The following is a 13,315-nucleotide window of genomic DNA, read 5'->3' as shown; positions in this document are numbered from 1 at the left end:
ATGTCGAAAATCGAGATTTTTACCCAGCCTGGATGCCCTTATTGTGTGCATGCCGTCAGTCTCCTTCGCTCCAAGGGCGTGAAGTTTCAGGAAATCAATGCTCCGAACGGATCTGCCGAGCGTGAAGAGTCCATCCGACGTTCAGGTCGTCGCACGGTGCCCCAGACGTTTGTAGACAAAGAATCCCTGGGGGGCTGTGACGACCTGATGGCGCTTGATCGCGCCGGGCGGCTCGATGCCCTGCTGGGCAACGTCTGAATGCGCGTAGCGGGTCTTTTCGCAGCTTTCCTTCTGGCGGTACTGTCACTTTCATATGCCAGTGCCCAGTCTCCTGGTCCGACAAATGCCCTTCCGACGGATATTCCCGAACGGGGATTGTGGCTTTCAGAAGGGCATGACGGACTGTTTTCAATCCAGCCCTGTGGCCATGCGCTCTGTGGTCAGTTGATTGGTATGGCCTATGAAGGAGAAATGCCGAAGGACGTCTGGGGGCGTTCGCAATGCGGTATCCGCATGCTGACAGACTTTGTCCCAATCGAGGATCGCAAATGGCAGGGCCATATTCTTGATCCAAGAACCGGACGGGTCTATCAGGCGCGGATATGGGTTTCCCAGCCCAATGTTCTGAAGCTGCGCGGATTCGTTCTGGGAATGCCCCTTCTGGGTGAGACCCAGACATGGAGCCGCTACACTGGTCCGCCTGTTGGGCCACAATGCAAGCTGCCGAAAGACGTACACTAGGCCGGATGTCGGGAAACCTGCATCACGGCCCGGACGTTATTCTCGCCCCATCGAAAGGAATGCAGACCCATCATGTCCCACCCTGTTTCCCGCCGCAGTTTTGCGGTCGGACTGGTTGCCGGTGTTGCGGCTGCTGGTACTGGTATTGCTGGTGCCGCCGATCCTGAAAAGACGGTCTCGACACCCCCTCCGCCGCCGAAGCCGGTGTCGAAAACGATCTGTTTTGTCGGTGGATATACGAAACACGGGCCACCAGGCGGCGGAACCGGGAACGGGCAGGGTATTTCCGTTTTCGATATGGACCGCGAGACGGGCGTTCTGACGCCGATCACGACATTTACGGATATTGCCAGTCCGTCCTTTTTGACGATCTCGAAAGACCAGCGTTTTCTCTACGCGTTGAGTGAAATCGACGATTTCAACAAGGATGGTGACGGGTCCGTCACGGCGTTTGCCATCGACCCCAAGACCGGCTCACTGCGCAAGCTCAATGTCGTCAGTTCGATGGGGGCTGTTCCGGCCTATGTGAGCATCCATCATTCGGGCCGTTATGTGCTGGTGGCCAATTACGTCGGCGGTAATGTGGCGGTTCTGCCTATCCGTTCGGACGGGTCTCTGGGTGCGGCGTCGGATGTCGTGCACAACACAGGGCCGCGTCAGCCGGAGCGCGCTGCGGACAATCCACAGGGTAATTTTGCAGTCTCCGATCATTCGGGCTCGCATCCGCACATGATCCATTCCGATCCAAGCGGCAAATTCGTGCTGGCTGATGATGCGGGTCTGGACCGGGTGTATGTGTGGACGCTGAACCTCGACACGGGCAAGCTGATCCCCGCCAAGACGCCATATTACGATATGGAACCGGGCTCGGCACCGCGCCATTTCCAGTTCAATCATTCCGGCCGGATTCTGTACAATCTTTGCGAACAGGATTCGAAGGTCGTTGTTTCCAATTTTGATCCGGTGACCGGTGCGATCAGCAATATCCAGACGGTCAGTACGGTCACGTCGCATTTCCGTGGCTCAACGCTTGCGGCGGAAATTCTGATATCGGCCAGCGGCAAGTTCGTTTACGTGTCCAACCGGCTGGGTGATTCGCTGGCCGTGTTCGCCATTGGCAGCGATGGCACGCTCACACTTCAGGACGAAGTCTGGATGCACGCTGATTATGGCCGTGCCCTGATGTTCGATCCGTCCGGAACATTTCTGTTCTGCGCCAACCAGCGTTCGGATGCCGTGACATCGTTCCGGGTGGACAAAAAGACGGGCGAAATTGCGTTTACGAACAATTTCACGCCAGTCGGAAGCCCGACGACCTTCGCGTTCATGAACACGCAGGTCTGACCGGCTGTTTCTCCGACTAGGGCGCTTGCAGCGAATGATTCCACTGCAAGCGCCTTTCTTGTTCAGTCTTTGCGAAAAATCGCGATGTAGTTGATGCCGGTGTCGCGGCTCTCACGCCATTTGAACGGCACATAGCTCATGCCCGCGATATCGAGCATCCGCAGGCCGGCCTGTCGGGCCATGGCGGCCAGTTCGTCGGGTTTGATGAACTTCTTCCAGTCATGCGTGCCTACAGGCAGCATCCGTAGCAGATATTCCGCGCCGAGTTTGGCGACAGCGAAAGAGCGTGGCGTGCGGTTCAGCGTGGACACCGCGACCATGCCGCCCGGCTTCGTCAGTGTAGCCAGCATAAGCAGAAAATCCTGCGGATCATTGACGTGCTCGATGACTTCAAGCGCATTGACGACGTCGAACCGCGCACCTTCCGCAACAAGGTCTTCCGCACTGCCATTGCGATAGGACAGGGGGGCAGCTTCGGGCGGGAGGGGATGCTGGGCCAGATGCGCCTCGGCTGCCCGGATACCGGCGGCGCTGGCATCGATTCCAAGAGTCTCAAAACCCAGTTTGGCGTAGGCTTCGCTGGCCAGACCCGCGCCACAGCCAATATCAAGCAGGCTCAAAGCTCCGGCGGACGTGGTGCGCAGAGGAGCAACGTGACGGCTGACCCATTCGGTTCGTAAGGGGTTCATGGCATGGAGCGGGGCCATGGGGCCGCGCGGATTCCACCAGTCTTCTGCCAGGGCGCTGAAATGGGCAATTTCGGATTCCGAAACGGATGAACGTCTGAAATCCTGTCCCGGAGATGTTTCTGTGGGCATCAGAACTGTCCTTCTGTGTGCCTGTCTGCCGTGCGTCATCTGGACGTGGCGGAGCGAGACGAGTATGTGGACCGGCAGAGTCTGTTCAGGCGCCGGGTGTTTTGCGGTACCCGATGCCAGACCCGAGCGCACAACGCCAGACACGTACTGGAGCCTTATCCGCGATGTCCATGCCCGATACTCCCGTCCACGACCGGCTTTCCGGTCGTGCCGATCCTCATGCCGTCATGCATGGCGAAATTGGGAAACGGAAGACGGTTGTCATGAAATTCGGCGGTACGTCCGTCGGAACTATCGAGCGCATCCGGAACGTTGCGAAGCGCGTGAAGGCGGAGCATGACCGCGGACGCCGCGTGGCTGTCGTTGTGTCGGCGATGGCGGGTGTAACGAACCGGATGGTCGGATACTGTGCGGAACTCGATCCGCTGGCCGATCCGAAGGAATATGATGCTGTGGTTGCGGCAGGCGAGCAGGTGACGAGTGGGCTTGTCTCCATCGCGCTTCAGGCGCTTGGCGTAAAGGCACGGTCTTTTCAGGGTTGGCAAATCCCGCTTGTGACGGATGACGCCCACGGTAAAGCCGCCATCGAGAGCGTGGACGGGGCGGCTCTTCTGGCCTGTCTGGATGATGGCATCGTGCCGGTTGTCGCGGGCTTTCAGGGCGTAGGGCCTGATGGACGGATCGCAACGCTGGGACGAGGCGGATCGGATACGTCCGCCGTGGCCGTCGCAGCAGCCATCAATGCCGATCAATGTGATATTTATACCGATGTGGACGGAATCTACACCACCGATCCGCGCATCGTGAAACGCGCCAAGAAGCTGGATCGCATCACTTACGAAGAGATGCTTGAACTGGCTTCCGTAGGCGCCAAGGTACTTCAGACCCGCAGTGTCGGTCTCGCCATGCGTGAGAATGTCCGGGTGCGGGTGCTGTCATCTTTCGCTGAGACGGATGACGACAGTGGTTCGATTGTTGTTGATGAGGACGAGATCATGGAGAAGGAACTGGTTGCGGGAATTGCCAACTCGCATGACGAAGCGAAAATCTCCGTGCGGAACATTCCGGACCGTCCGGGCATCGCTGCCGCGATTTTCGATCCGCTGGCCGCTGCGAACATCAATGTCGACATGATCGTCCAGAGCGTTGGCGTGGACAACATGACGAACATGACCTTCACGGTCAGCAAGGCCGACGAAGCCGCTGCCCGCTCCGTGCTGGAAAAGGCCCGTGAATACGTCCAGTATGGCGAACTGCTCACGTCCCATAGCGTAGTGAAAATCAGTGTCGTGGGAATCGGCATGCGCTCGAATGCCGGTCTGGCAGCGCGGATGTTCCGCACGCTGGCAGATCGTGGCATCAATGTGCAGGTCATCTCCACGAGCGAGATCAAGATCTCGGTTCTGATTGATTCTGAATATACCGAACTGGCCATGCGCGCGCTGCACACGGCTTATGGCCTTGATGCCAAAGAGGAAGCCGACGCGTGAGCGAAACCCTGATCGAGACCCCGAGTGAGGCGCTGAACGCCCGCGCGACGCTGGACCGCCTGTGGAAGCCGGGCTGTGACTTCCTTGGCAGCGAAGTTGCGATTCTCGGCGGGGCCATGTCCTGGGTCAGCGAGCGGCATCTGGTGTCCGCTATTTCCAACGCTGGTGGATTTGGTGTCATTGCCTGTGGTGCGATGTCTCCCGAGCGTCTGGAAGAAGAAATCGTTGCCACGCAGGCAATGACGAAGCGCCCGTTCGGCGTGAACCTCATCACCATGCATCCTGAACTGGATCGTCTGGTGGATGTGTGCCTGGCACACAACGTCTCTCATATCGTGCTTGCAGGTGGCGTGCCGAACAGTGCCACGATCCGCAAGGTCCGTGATGGCGGAGCACGGGCGATCGGCTTTACGCCCGCTCTGGCTCTGGGCAAGCGTCTGGTCCGTATGGGCATCGAGGCTCTCGTGATCGAGGGGTCGGAAGCCGGTGGCCATGTGGGGCCGGTGTCGCTGACGGTTCTGGCACAGGAAATCCTGCCGCATATCCGCGATGTGCCGGTGTTTGTTGCCGGTGGCCTTGGACGTGGTGATGCCGTCCTCTCCTATCTGGAGCAGGGCGCAGCCGGTGCACAGCTCGGAACGCTGTTTGCAGCATCCGAGGAAAGCATCGCGCACGAGAACTTCAAGAAAGCCTTCCTGCGCGCCAATGCCCGTGATGCCGTGACGACCGTGCAGCTTGACGAACTGTTCCCGGTCATTCCGGTACGGGGTCTGTCGAATGAAGGTGGCCGTCGCTATGCACGTCTTCAAGGCGAAGCGCTCCAGAAGTTCCAGAGCGGCGAACTGACCAAGGAAGAAGCGCAGCTTTCGATCGAGCATTACTGGGCCGGTGCGCTGCGTCGTGCCGTTATTGAAGGGGACGTGGAAACGGGTTCCGTCATGGCCGGTCAGTCCGTCGGCATGGTCAAGGAAATCCGTCCGGTCGCCGATATCCTTGCGACGCTGGTGCAGCAGGCCGTTGATGCCATACAGCAGCGCGAAACCCGTATTCACGCGCCCAGCTAACGGATCATCAGGTCATGTCTCCTCCGCCCTCCAACCGCCCGTTCTCGCAGTCTTCCGACCAGCCCAGTGTTGGAACGGTGCTGCGCGAGCGTCGTGAGGAACTGGGCTGGAAACTTGAGGACGTGGGGGAATGGCTGCGAATCCGTCCTAAACTTCTGGCTGCGCTTGAAGGGGACGATCTTTCAGGTCTGCCGGGTGTGGCTTATGCCGTCGGCTTCCTGCGGACTTACGCACATGCCATGCAGCTTGATGCCGAAGCGCTGGTTGAGCGTTTCCGGCGCGATACGCGTGGAGCCGTGACGCGCAAAACTGAGCTGGTCTTTCCTCAGCCCGAAGGAGATCGTGGTCTGCCGATCGGTGTTCTGGTCGGTGCAGGATTGGTAGTTGTGGCTGTGGCCTATGTCGGCTGGTACCGTTTTACAGCCCATGACACACCGGCGCAGCGTCAGGTTCCAGCCGTTGCGGAGCTGATGCCGGGCGCGGCAACTCCCGCCACCACCTCTCCGCAGGTGGCTTCCGTCATGCCCGGACGCGCACCCACGCCCGAGCCCCATGCTCCGGTTGCCGTACCGTCCGCATCTGTGGTCCCTCCCACCGTTTCCACCCCGGTGCAAACGGCTCTGGCTCCGCAAAACCCGCCTGTGTCTGTTCCGGAACAGGCTGCACCACCCTCCATCACGTCTCCTGACGAGGGCGATGCTGCCGGTTCGCCGTCGCCAGCTGAAACAGCCGTACCCCAAACACCCGGACAGCCCGCTACGGATCTGCCCCCGGCTGTTCCTGAAGGGGCTGTCGTCGTGCGGGCACTGTCGCACGTCTGGACGCAGGTTCGGGACAAAGACGGGCATGTTCTGATCTCGCGCGTGATGCAGCCGGGCGAAAGCTGGCAGGGTGATCCTGCGGGCGCTCCGTTCCGCATGTCATTCGGCAATGCAGGCGGTGTGGTGCTGACCACGGCGGGGGCGACCAGCGCGCCTCTGGGTCGGGAAGGGCAAGTCCGTCGTAATGTCGAGGTAACGGCAGAGGCCATCCGCTCCGGCTCATTCGGATCGGGTGTGGCGCTTCCGGTTCAGCCCAGTGCCCCAGCAGCAGCCACGGGTGTACCGGCCGTGGTTCCGCTTGTGGCCGCAAAACCGGCTCCCGCACCTGTGACGCATAAAGCCCCACCGCCGGAGCATGACGTTTCGGCCGATGACCTGAATGCCCGGCAGCTTGAACATCAGCCGCTGGAACAATCGTCACCACCGCATTAAACCCTTATATCCGTCAGGGGGGCTCATTGCCCCTGAATACAGCCCCCTGCGTCAGAGCTTCCGGTTTCCACCGGACACGAAGAGGTAAATCATGAGCAGCTACCGTCCGTATCAGCACATCGAACGTCGCAAGTCGCGCCAGATCCATGTCGGCAAGGTCGCGGTCGGTGGTGATGCCCCGATTTCCGTGCAGACCATGACCAACACGCTGACGTCAGACGCACAGGCCACGATCGACCAGATCCGTCTGTCCGAACTGGCTGGCGTGGACATCGTCCGCGTCTCCTGCCCGGACGAGGCCAGCACCGAAGCGCTGGCTGAAATCGTCCGCGAAGTGAACGTCCCCATCGTTGCGGACATCCACTTCCACTACAAGCGCGCCATCGAGGCTGCAAAGGCCGGTGCTGCGTGCCTGCGAATTAATCCGGGCAATATCGGCAGCGCCGAGCGTGTGCGTGAAGTTGTCAACGCCGCCAAGGATTACGGCTGCTCCATCCGGATCGGCGTGAATGCCGGTTCTCTGGAAAAGCATCTGCTCGAAAAATACGGTGAGCCCAACCCCGAAGCGCTGGTCGAGAGTGCTCTGGAACATGCGAAGATCCTTGAAGATCACGATTTCCACGAGTTCAAGATCAGCGTGAAGGCGTCCGACGTGTTCATGGCGGTTGCGGCCTATCAGCAGCTTGCGGATTGCTGTGACCACCCGCTGCATATCGGCATCACCGAGGCAGGCTCCAAGCGTGCAGGCACCGTGAAGTCCTCCATCGGTCTGGGCAATCTGCTCTGGGCTGGTGTGGGTGACACGATGCGCGTCTCGCTCTCTGCTGCACCGGAAGAAGAAGTGCTGGTCGGCTGGGATATTTTGAAGTCCCTCGGCCTGCGTCATCGCGGTATAAAAATTATTTCCTGCCCATCCTGTGCCCGTCAGGGCTTCAACGTCGTCGAGACGGTCCAGACGCTGGAAGATCGCCTCCAACACATCAAGACGCCGCTGACGCTGTCCATCATTGGTTGTGTGGTGAATGGTCCCGGCGAGGCCCTGATGACCGATCTCGGCGTGACCGGTGGCGGCAATGGCCGTCACATGGTCTATGCGGCCGGCCGTCAGGATCACACGATGCCGGGTGGGGACATGATCGAGCATATCGTGGACCTCGTGGAAAAGAAGGTTGCAGACATCGAGGCTGGAAAGGTCGACGCGTCCACGGCCAAGCAGATGGACCCGGCAGCGCACTGATGTCCGGACTTCAGCCGCCCCGCGGAACCCACGACCTCATCGGCGAGACCATGCGTCGTCACCACAATGTCGTGGAGACCGCGCGCCGGGTTCTGCGCACCTATGGTTTCGAGGAATGGAGCACGCCCATCTTCGAGGACACGCGCGTCTTCTCGCGCACGCTCGGCGAGACGTCCGATGTTGTGTCCAAGGAGATGTACACCTTCGAGGATCGCGGCGGTGAGAGCATCACCCTGCGGCCCGAGGGTACGGCGGCAATCTGCCGTGCGCTGGTCACGAACGGCCTGACGCACTCTTTGCCGCAGAAGGTGTTCTATCACGGGCCGATGTTCCGCTACGAACGCCCGCAAAAGGGGCGTTACCGCCAGTTTCACCAGATCGGTGCAGAACTGATCGGTGCGGAAAGCCCGCTGCGCGATGCCGAAACGATCGCCATGGCGCAGGATATCCTGCGCGAGCTTGGTTTGGGCGATCACGTCACGCTGGAACTCAACACGCTCGGAGATCTGGCGAGCCGTCAGGCCTGGCGTGAGGCTCTGGTCGCCTATTTCCGCGATCATGCCGATGCGCTGTCGGAAGAAAGCCGGGTCCGGCTCGAAGCCAATCCGCTGCGGATTCTGGACAGCAAGTCTGAGCAGGACCGTAAACTGCTCGATGCTGCTCCGGCCTTTGCGGACTATCTGAACGATGAGTGCCGCCAGTTCTGGGACACGCTGCGGGACAGTCTTCAGGCGTTTGGTGTGGATTTCGTTGAGAACCCGCGCATCGTCCGTGGGCTTGATTACTACAGCCATACGGCCTTTGAGTTCGTGACCTCGAAGCTCGGCGCCCAGGGCACGGTGCTGGCCGGTGGCCGGTATGAAGGCCTTGTGGAACAGATGGGCGGTCCGGCTATTCCGGCCATTGGCTGGGCTGGTGGAATCGAGCGTCTGGCGATGCTGCTGGACTCTGTCCCTGAACTTCCTGCCGGAATTGCACTGGTCCCGATGGGAGACGAGTCTGTTCTCAAAGCCGCGTCCCTCGCGCGCGCGCTGCGTTCTGCGGGGTTGCGGGCCGAAATCGAAACCCGTGGCAACATGAAAAAGCGGATGGAGCGCGTGGTGAAATCCGGTGCATCCCATGCGGTCGTTCTGGGCGATGAGGAGATCGCCAAGGATGTTGTGCAGCTTCGGGACCTGTCCAGTCGAGAGCAGCAGGAAGTGCCGTTCGCGGATCTGGTGCGTGTTCTGAGCGCAGGACGCGCCTGAGCATATGGCGTTTGACGACAGGCTTGAGCGGATTGTCGCGCGTTCGGAGGAAGTTCAGGCCCTGATGTCTTCCGGCGATCTGACGGGTGAGGACTTCACCCGTCTGTCGCAGGAATATGCCGAGTTGGAACCGGTGGTGGCGTCCATTCAGGCCTGGAAGAGCGCCGAAGAGCAGAAATCCGGGGCGCAGGCCCTGCTCGACGACCCCGAAATGCGTGAACTGGCGCAAATGGAGCTGGCAGAGATTGAGGCGACCTTGCCTGATCTCCAGCACGCCCTGCGTCTGGCGCTTCTGCCGAAAGACGCAGCGGATGAGCGCAGTGCCATTCTCGAAATCCGCCCTGCCGCAGGTGGAGATGAGGCCGGCCTGTTCGCGGCGGAGCTGTTCGATGCCTATCGCCGCTTTTCGGAGCAGAATGGCTGGCGTTTCGAGGTCATGGAATATGCCGAGAATGAAGTCGCAGGCCTCAAGGAGGGCATGGCGACCATTTCGGGTCGCTCAGTTTTCGCCCGCCTGAAATACGAATCTGGCGTCCACCGTGTGCAGCGTGTTCCATCCACGGAAAGTCAGGGTCGTATCCATACTTCGACCGTGACCGTTGCCGTTCTGCCCGAAGCAGAAGAAGTTGATGTCACGATCAACGACGATGATCTGCGGATTGACGTCTATCGGGCCTCAGGGGCCGGTGGTCAGCACGTTAACAAGACCGAAAGCGCGGTGCGCGTGACCCATATGCCAAGCGGCATTGTGGTAGCGATGCAGGAAGAGAAAAGCCAGCACAAGAACAAGGCCAAGGCCATGAAAATCCTGCGCGCCCGGCTCTATGAGCGGGAACGTGCGCAGCTTCATGCCACCCGGGCCGCGGACCGGAAATCTCAGGTCGGGACCGGGGATCGTTCGGAACGGATCCGGACGTATAATTTCCCACAGGGCCGCGTGACGGACCACCGGATCAATCTGACGCTCTACAAAATCGACCGGATCATGAGCGGTGAATTTGACGAAATCATCGACGCCCTGACGCGAGAAGAGCAGACCGAACTGCTCGCCGCCGCGGGGTTCTGAGCCTCAGGTGTTTGGTGTGGCGCAGACGGCGGCACGACCATGCCGGTGGGTTGCAACAGCAGCGTCATCGTAGTCGACCAGAAAAAAGTCGGTGAAATTGTTGCTGCCCACCGCGTCGAGGGAATGGCCTTCAGGATGGTGGAGCTGGCCTTCGCTGCTCACCTGCTGGGTTTCCTGATGGCCATTCCGTACAATGGTGATCTCACCGCACAGGGCGTAATCGACATCTGAGCGTCCGACAGGAAGTACGATGGTCTTCGTCTCATGGGCTTTGGAAAGGCCGAGTCTGAATGTTGCAACCAGATTGCCATCCAGATAGAGGCGCGAGACTTCCGAAATTTCTTCGGGCGCACGCTCGTCCGTTACCGTAAAGGACGGGGGCAGTTCCGTGGACAGTTCTGACTGCGCCTGAACGGGTGTGAGTGTGCAGCCAAGCAGCAGGGCGGAAAAGAGGAGCGCACGTTTGGACTTCATGACACCAACTATAGCAGGTTCGCTTTGAAGATGATGGCCAAAGATGATCTTTTGCGCGAGGCCTCGCAGGCGCTGGAGCAGGCCGGGATCGAGGATGCGCGCCGTGAGGCACGACTTCTGCTGTGTTGGGCGACAGGGCGGGATTTAGGAGGGCTGCTGTCCCTCGATGGCGTGGACACATCGCAGCAATTGCGATTCGTAGATGCCCTGACGCGCAGACTGGACCGGGAACCTCTTGCGTTCATCACGGGTGAGACAGGTTTCTGGACGCTGGATCTGGAGACGGGGCGCGACACGCTGATTCCCCGTGCTGATAGTGAAGCCCTGATCGAAGCCCTGCTGGATGCCCGTCCAGATCGGGAAGCGCCGCTGTCCATTCTGGATCTGGGGACCGGAACGGGATGTCTGTTGCTCGCCGCCCTGTCGGAATACCCGCAGGCGACAGGTGTGGGCGTTGACTTGTCTCCACAGGCGGCAGCTCTGGCGCAGCGTAATTCCGTGCGTACCGGGCTTGAAGAACGAAGTGTTTTTCTTGCCGGAAGCTGGGCGGAAGCCTTGAACGCCCGGTTCGATATCGTGCTGTCCAACCCGCCTTACATTGAAACCGGAGATTTGTCGGGTTTGATGCCTGAAGTCGTGCATTATGAGCCAGCGCGGGCTCTTGATGGTGGAGCGGACGGGCTGGAGGCGTATCGTGTCCTGTGTGCAGCCCTACCGGGTCTTCTGGTGCCGGGGGGACATGCGATCCTTGAGATGGGGATCGGGCAGATTGATGCCGTTTCCGCGCTTGGAGTGCAGAACGGTCTGCAGGATGTGGGGCACCAAAAGGATCTCGGAGGCGTGGAAAGAGCGCTGGTTCTGCAATCGCCCGCATAAGGAGGCATTCAGCGACGCTAGATGATGAAAAACCGTTGGCTTGACTGACGGAACTTGGTATGGCTATTGCCAATGCATGCGAATTGAAAGTGTTTTACAAACACTCTCAAGCGTATCTTTGCCCATCGTTCATGTCATCATGCACTGACGATGGAAGACTGGCTGAGCCGGGTTCAGCCATAGCGGAACAGACAGACGTCTTTTTCGATAGCGGCGATCGGAACTTTCTGCGGTTGCAGAACGGTCCACGTCATCATGAAAGTGCATCACGGGTCGATGAATATGAAGCGCATAAGAGGCCGGCACCATCGTGCGGGCAGTGGGCCGTCACGTAGCAGCAGTAATGCCCAGACACCTCTGAACCGCAACCATGTGTTTGACAGCAACGGGCCTGATTTGAGGGTCCGCGGTACGGCGCAGCAGCTGTTTGAGAAGTATCTCCAGCTTGGTCGCGACGCCACCGGGACTGGCGACCGCATTCTTGCAGAAGCCTACTTCCAGCATGCGGAGCATTATTTCCGTATTCTCAACGCCATGAACCAGGCTGCCGAGAAGAGCCAGCAGGAACGTAACGAGCGTCAGCAGCAGCGGCAGCGGGCTTACGAAGACCGTCGCGAGCCGCGTGGCGAGCGTGGCGAAGACGAAGCGCCGTCATCCGAGCAAGAGGGCGAATACGCTTCGGAACGATCTTCCGATGAAGATCACGATCGTCGTCCGGCAGAAGCCGAAGCAGAGTAAGACTTTCGGTCTTCAGCGCATAAAAAAACCGGCCCGCAAGGAGCCGGTTTTTTTATGCTTCAGGCGCGCCCTACGAAGCGGTCTGGCAGGCACCAGAGCTCGGTCCCGCTCAGATGCAGATCAAGTCGGTAAAGATCGTGCAGACGCGTCTGGGTACTGTCTTCTACCCGCTGTCTCCAGTCTGCAAGGCGCTCGTCCCGATTGTCGAGCGTGCTTTCCGTTCTGGGTAGTCCTGCCATTGCAAGCAGCATGTTTTCCCAATCCGTATTGTCGAGACGCTGATGACGCCCGACGTCTTCCGAAATCCACGGTTGCCGTCGGGTTCGCTCCAGCCGTGTCAGACCCGAAGCCAGATCCGCATAGCGCAGATGGAAGAGGAAAAGAGGGGCGGTGAGACTGGGAACGGCCTCTTCACAGCAATGAAAGCCGGGCGCCCATGTGATGGGGATGCGGGTAAGGACAGGCTTACACATCGCGCTGGAAAAGCGGAGATGGCGGCGCTGCAGGGAGAAGGGACGGCTGTAGTCGAATGGGCCTTCTTCGTTTGGAAGATGAATGACATCAAAGCCGGTCGCCGTTACCACAGGAGTCCGGTTCAGCAGCGCAAACTCTGTCAGGGACGGGACAAAAGCGGGGTCTGCAAGAAGGATTTCGTCCACATCCGTATAGATGACGCTGTCATACCATTCGAGCAGGCTGTCGCAGAGTTTATTGATCGCCCGGACGCGGCGTTCATCGTCTTGTGGAGAACGGGGGATTCGTATGACATTGACTTGTCCAAGATGGGCCACACAGCCGTCATCGGAGCCGTGATCGACAACATAACAGGCGCTTTCCCCGACCTGTGAGCCATAATGACGCTGCCAGACTTTAAGGTGTTCCGGCTCGTTATAGACCATCGTCACGACGGCGAGGGGCTTTTTGATCATGCCCGACAGAATACAGGAAATGACCTCTTGCAATAGAG

The 13,315-nt window shown here is 59.5% G+C and carries 14 protein-coding genes; 11 read left to right on the top strand and 3 right to left on the bottom strand.

The window, feature by feature from the left end; all coding sequences use genetic code 11:
* From grxC to HKD21_RS05325, 3 genes are all read left to right on the top strand, one after another.
* Window positions 1-258 (top strand): glutaredoxin 3, encoded by a 258-nt coding sequence (grxC, locus tag HKD21_RS05335; RefSeq protein WP_194254576.1) that lies wholly within the window; start codon window positions 1-3, stop codon window positions 256-258.
* Window positions 259-741 (top strand): DUF2147 domain-containing protein, encoded by a 483-nt coding sequence (locus tag HKD21_RS05330; protein ID WP_194254575.1) that lies wholly within the window; start codon window positions 259-261, stop codon window positions 739-741. It begins immediately after the preceding gene.
* A gap of 72 nt (window positions 742-813) precedes the next feature.
* Window positions 814-2,085 carry a lactonase family protein gene (locus HKD21_RS05325; protein WP_194254574.1) on the top strand — a complete coding sequence of 424 codons (1,272 nt, stop codon included), beginning with the start codon at window positions 814-816 and terminating at the stop codon, window positions 2,083-2,085.
* 62 nt (window positions 2,086-2,147) lie between these two features.
* On the opposite strand, the gene ubiG is transcribed toward HKD21_RS05325, so the two are convergent.
* The gene (ubiG, locus tag HKD21_RS05320) at window positions 2,148-2,903 is read right to left on the bottom strand and encodes a bifunctional 2-polyprenyl-6-hydroxyphenol methylase/3-demethylubiquinol 3-O-methyltransferase UbiG (protein WP_194254573.1); all 756 of its coding nucleotides are present in this window, start codon (window positions 2,901-2,903) and stop codon (window positions 2,148-2,150) included.
* 164 nt (window positions 2,904-3,067) lie between these two features.
* Between ubiG and HKD21_RS05315 the strand changes: the two genes are divergently transcribed.
* From HKD21_RS05315 to prfA, 6 genes are all read left to right on the top strand, one after another.
* On the top strand, window positions 3,068-4,393 hold the full coding sequence (locus tag HKD21_RS05315; protein WP_194254572.1) for an aspartate kinase: 1,326 nt from the start codon (window positions 3,068-3,070) through the stop codon (window positions 4,391-4,393).
* On the top strand, window positions 4,390-5,457 hold the full coding sequence (locus tag HKD21_RS05310; RefSeq protein WP_322782907.1) for an NAD(P)H-dependent flavin oxidoreductase: 1,068 nt from the start codon (window positions 4,390-4,392) through the stop codon (window positions 5,455-5,457). The genes HKD21_RS05315 and HKD21_RS05310 overlap by 4 nt, the downstream gene beginning before the upstream one ends.
* Window positions 5,458-5,471: 14 nt before the next feature.
* A complete protein-coding gene (locus HKD21_RS05305; RefSeq protein ID WP_194254571.1) occupies window positions 5,472-6,710 on the top strand; it encodes a helix-turn-helix domain-containing protein in 1,239 nt (412 codons plus the stop codon).
* A 91-nt stretch (window positions 6,711-6,801) separates the two neighbouring features.
* Window positions 6,802-7,947 carry a flavodoxin-dependent (E)-4-hydroxy-3-methylbut-2-enyl-diphosphate synthase gene (gene ispG, locus HKD21_RS05300; RefSeq protein ID WP_194254570.1) on the top strand — a complete coding sequence of 382 codons (1,146 nt, stop codon included), beginning with the start codon at window positions 6,802-6,804 and terminating at the stop codon, window positions 7,945-7,947.
* Window positions 7,947-9,194, top strand: a complete 1,248-nt coding sequence (gene hisS, locus HKD21_RS05295) for a histidine--tRNA ligase (RefSeq protein ID WP_194254569.1) — start codon at window positions 7,947-7,949, stop codon at window positions 9,192-9,194. Before ispG ends, hisS begins: the two co-directional genes overlap by 1 nt.
* Window positions 9,195-9,198: 4 nt before the next feature.
* Window positions 9,199-10,260, top strand: coding sequence for a peptide chain release factor 1 (prfA, locus tag HKD21_RS05290; RefSeq protein ID WP_194254568.1), 1,062 nt, complete (start codon window positions 9,199-9,201; stop codon window positions 10,258-10,260).
* Between the two features lie 3 nt (window positions 10,261-10,263).
* Here prfA and HKD21_RS05285 read toward each other — a convergent pair whose 3' ends face one another.
* Window positions 10,264-10,734, bottom strand: a complete 471-nt coding sequence (locus HKD21_RS05285) for a hypothetical protein (protein ID WP_194254567.1) — start codon at window positions 10,732-10,734, stop codon at window positions 10,264-10,266.
* Window positions 10,735-10,764: 30 nt separating this feature from the next.
* Between HKD21_RS05285 and prmC the strand changes: the two genes are divergently transcribed.
* Window positions 10,765-11,610, top strand: coding sequence for a peptide chain release factor N(5)-glutamine methyltransferase (prmC, locus tag HKD21_RS05280; RefSeq protein WP_194254566.1), 846 nt, complete (start codon window positions 10,765-10,767; stop codon window positions 11,608-11,610).
* Window positions 11,611-11,886: 276 nt separating this feature from the next.
* A complete protein-coding gene (locus HKD21_RS05275; RefSeq protein WP_228121062.1) occupies window positions 11,887-12,348 on the top strand; it encodes a DUF4167 domain-containing protein in 462 nt (153 codons plus the stop codon).
* Between the two features lie 59 nt (window positions 12,349-12,407).
* Here the strand turns inward: HKD21_RS05275 and HKD21_RS05270 are convergent, their stop codons facing one another.
* Entirely contained in the window at window positions 12,408-13,277 is an 870-nt protein-coding gene (locus tag HKD21_RS05270; protein WP_194254564.1) for a glycosyltransferase family 2 protein, read from the bottom strand.
* Window positions 13,278-13,315: the final 38 nt, after the last annotated feature.

Source organism: Gluconobacter cerevisiae (genome assembly GCF_015244675.1).
In the GTDB taxonomy this organism is placed as follows: domain Bacteria; phylum Pseudomonadota; class Alphaproteobacteria; order Acetobacterales; family Acetobacteraceae; genus Gluconobacter; species Gluconobacter cerevisiae.
Note: the sequence above shows the minus strand (reverse complement) of the source record. Positions and strands in the feature narration are given on the sequence as shown.

Bases quoted from the DNA above. Each gene is read 5' to 3' on its own strand.
- grxC (WP_194254576.1), top strand. From the start codon at position 1: ATGTCGAAAATCGAGATTTTTACCCAGCCTGGATGCCCTTATTGTGTG.
- HKD21_RS05330 (WP_194254575.1), top strand. From the start codon at position 259: ATGCGCGTAGCGGGTCTTTTCGCAGCTTTCCTTCTGGCGGTACTGTCA.
- HKD21_RS05325 (WP_194254574.1), top strand. From the start codon at position 814: ATGTCCCACCCTGTTTCCCGCCGCAGTTTTGCGGTCGGACTGGTTGCC.
- ubiG (WP_194254573.1), bottom strand. From the start codon at position 2,903: ATGCCCACAGAAACATCTCCGGGACAGGATTTCAGACGTTCATCCGTT.
- HKD21_RS05315 (WP_194254572.1), top strand. From the start codon at position 3,068: ATGTCCATGCCCGATACTCCCGTCCACGACCGGCTTTCCGGTCGTGCC.
- HKD21_RS05305 (WP_194254571.1), top strand. From the start codon at position 5,472: ATGTCTCCTCCGCCCTCCAACCGCCCGTTCTCGCAGTCTTCCGACCAG.
- ispG (WP_194254570.1), top strand. From the start codon at position 6,802: ATGAGCAGCTACCGTCCGTATCAGCACATCGAACGTCGCAAGTCGCGC.
- hisS (WP_194254569.1), top strand. From the start codon at position 7,947: ATGTCCGGACTTCAGCCGCCCCGCGGAACCCACGACCTCATCGGCGAG.
- prfA (WP_194254568.1), top strand. From the start codon at position 9,199: ATGGCGTTTGACGACAGGCTTGAGCGGATTGTCGCGCGTTCGGAGGAA.
- HKD21_RS05285 (WP_194254567.1), bottom strand. From the start codon at position 10,734: ATGAAGTCCAAACGTGCGCTCCTCTTTTCCGCCCTGCTGCTTGGCTGC.
- prmC (WP_194254566.1), top strand. From the start codon at position 10,765: ATGATGGCCAAAGATGATCTTTTGCGCGAGGCCTCGCAGGCGCTGGAG.
- HKD21_RS05275 (WP_228121062.1), top strand. From the start codon at position 11,887: ATGAATATGAAGCGCATAAGAGGCCGGCACCATCGTGCGGGCAGTGGG.
- HKD21_RS05270 (WP_194254564.1), bottom strand. From the start codon at position 13,277: ATGATCAAAAAGCCCCTCGCCGTCGTGACGATGGTCTATAACGAGCCG.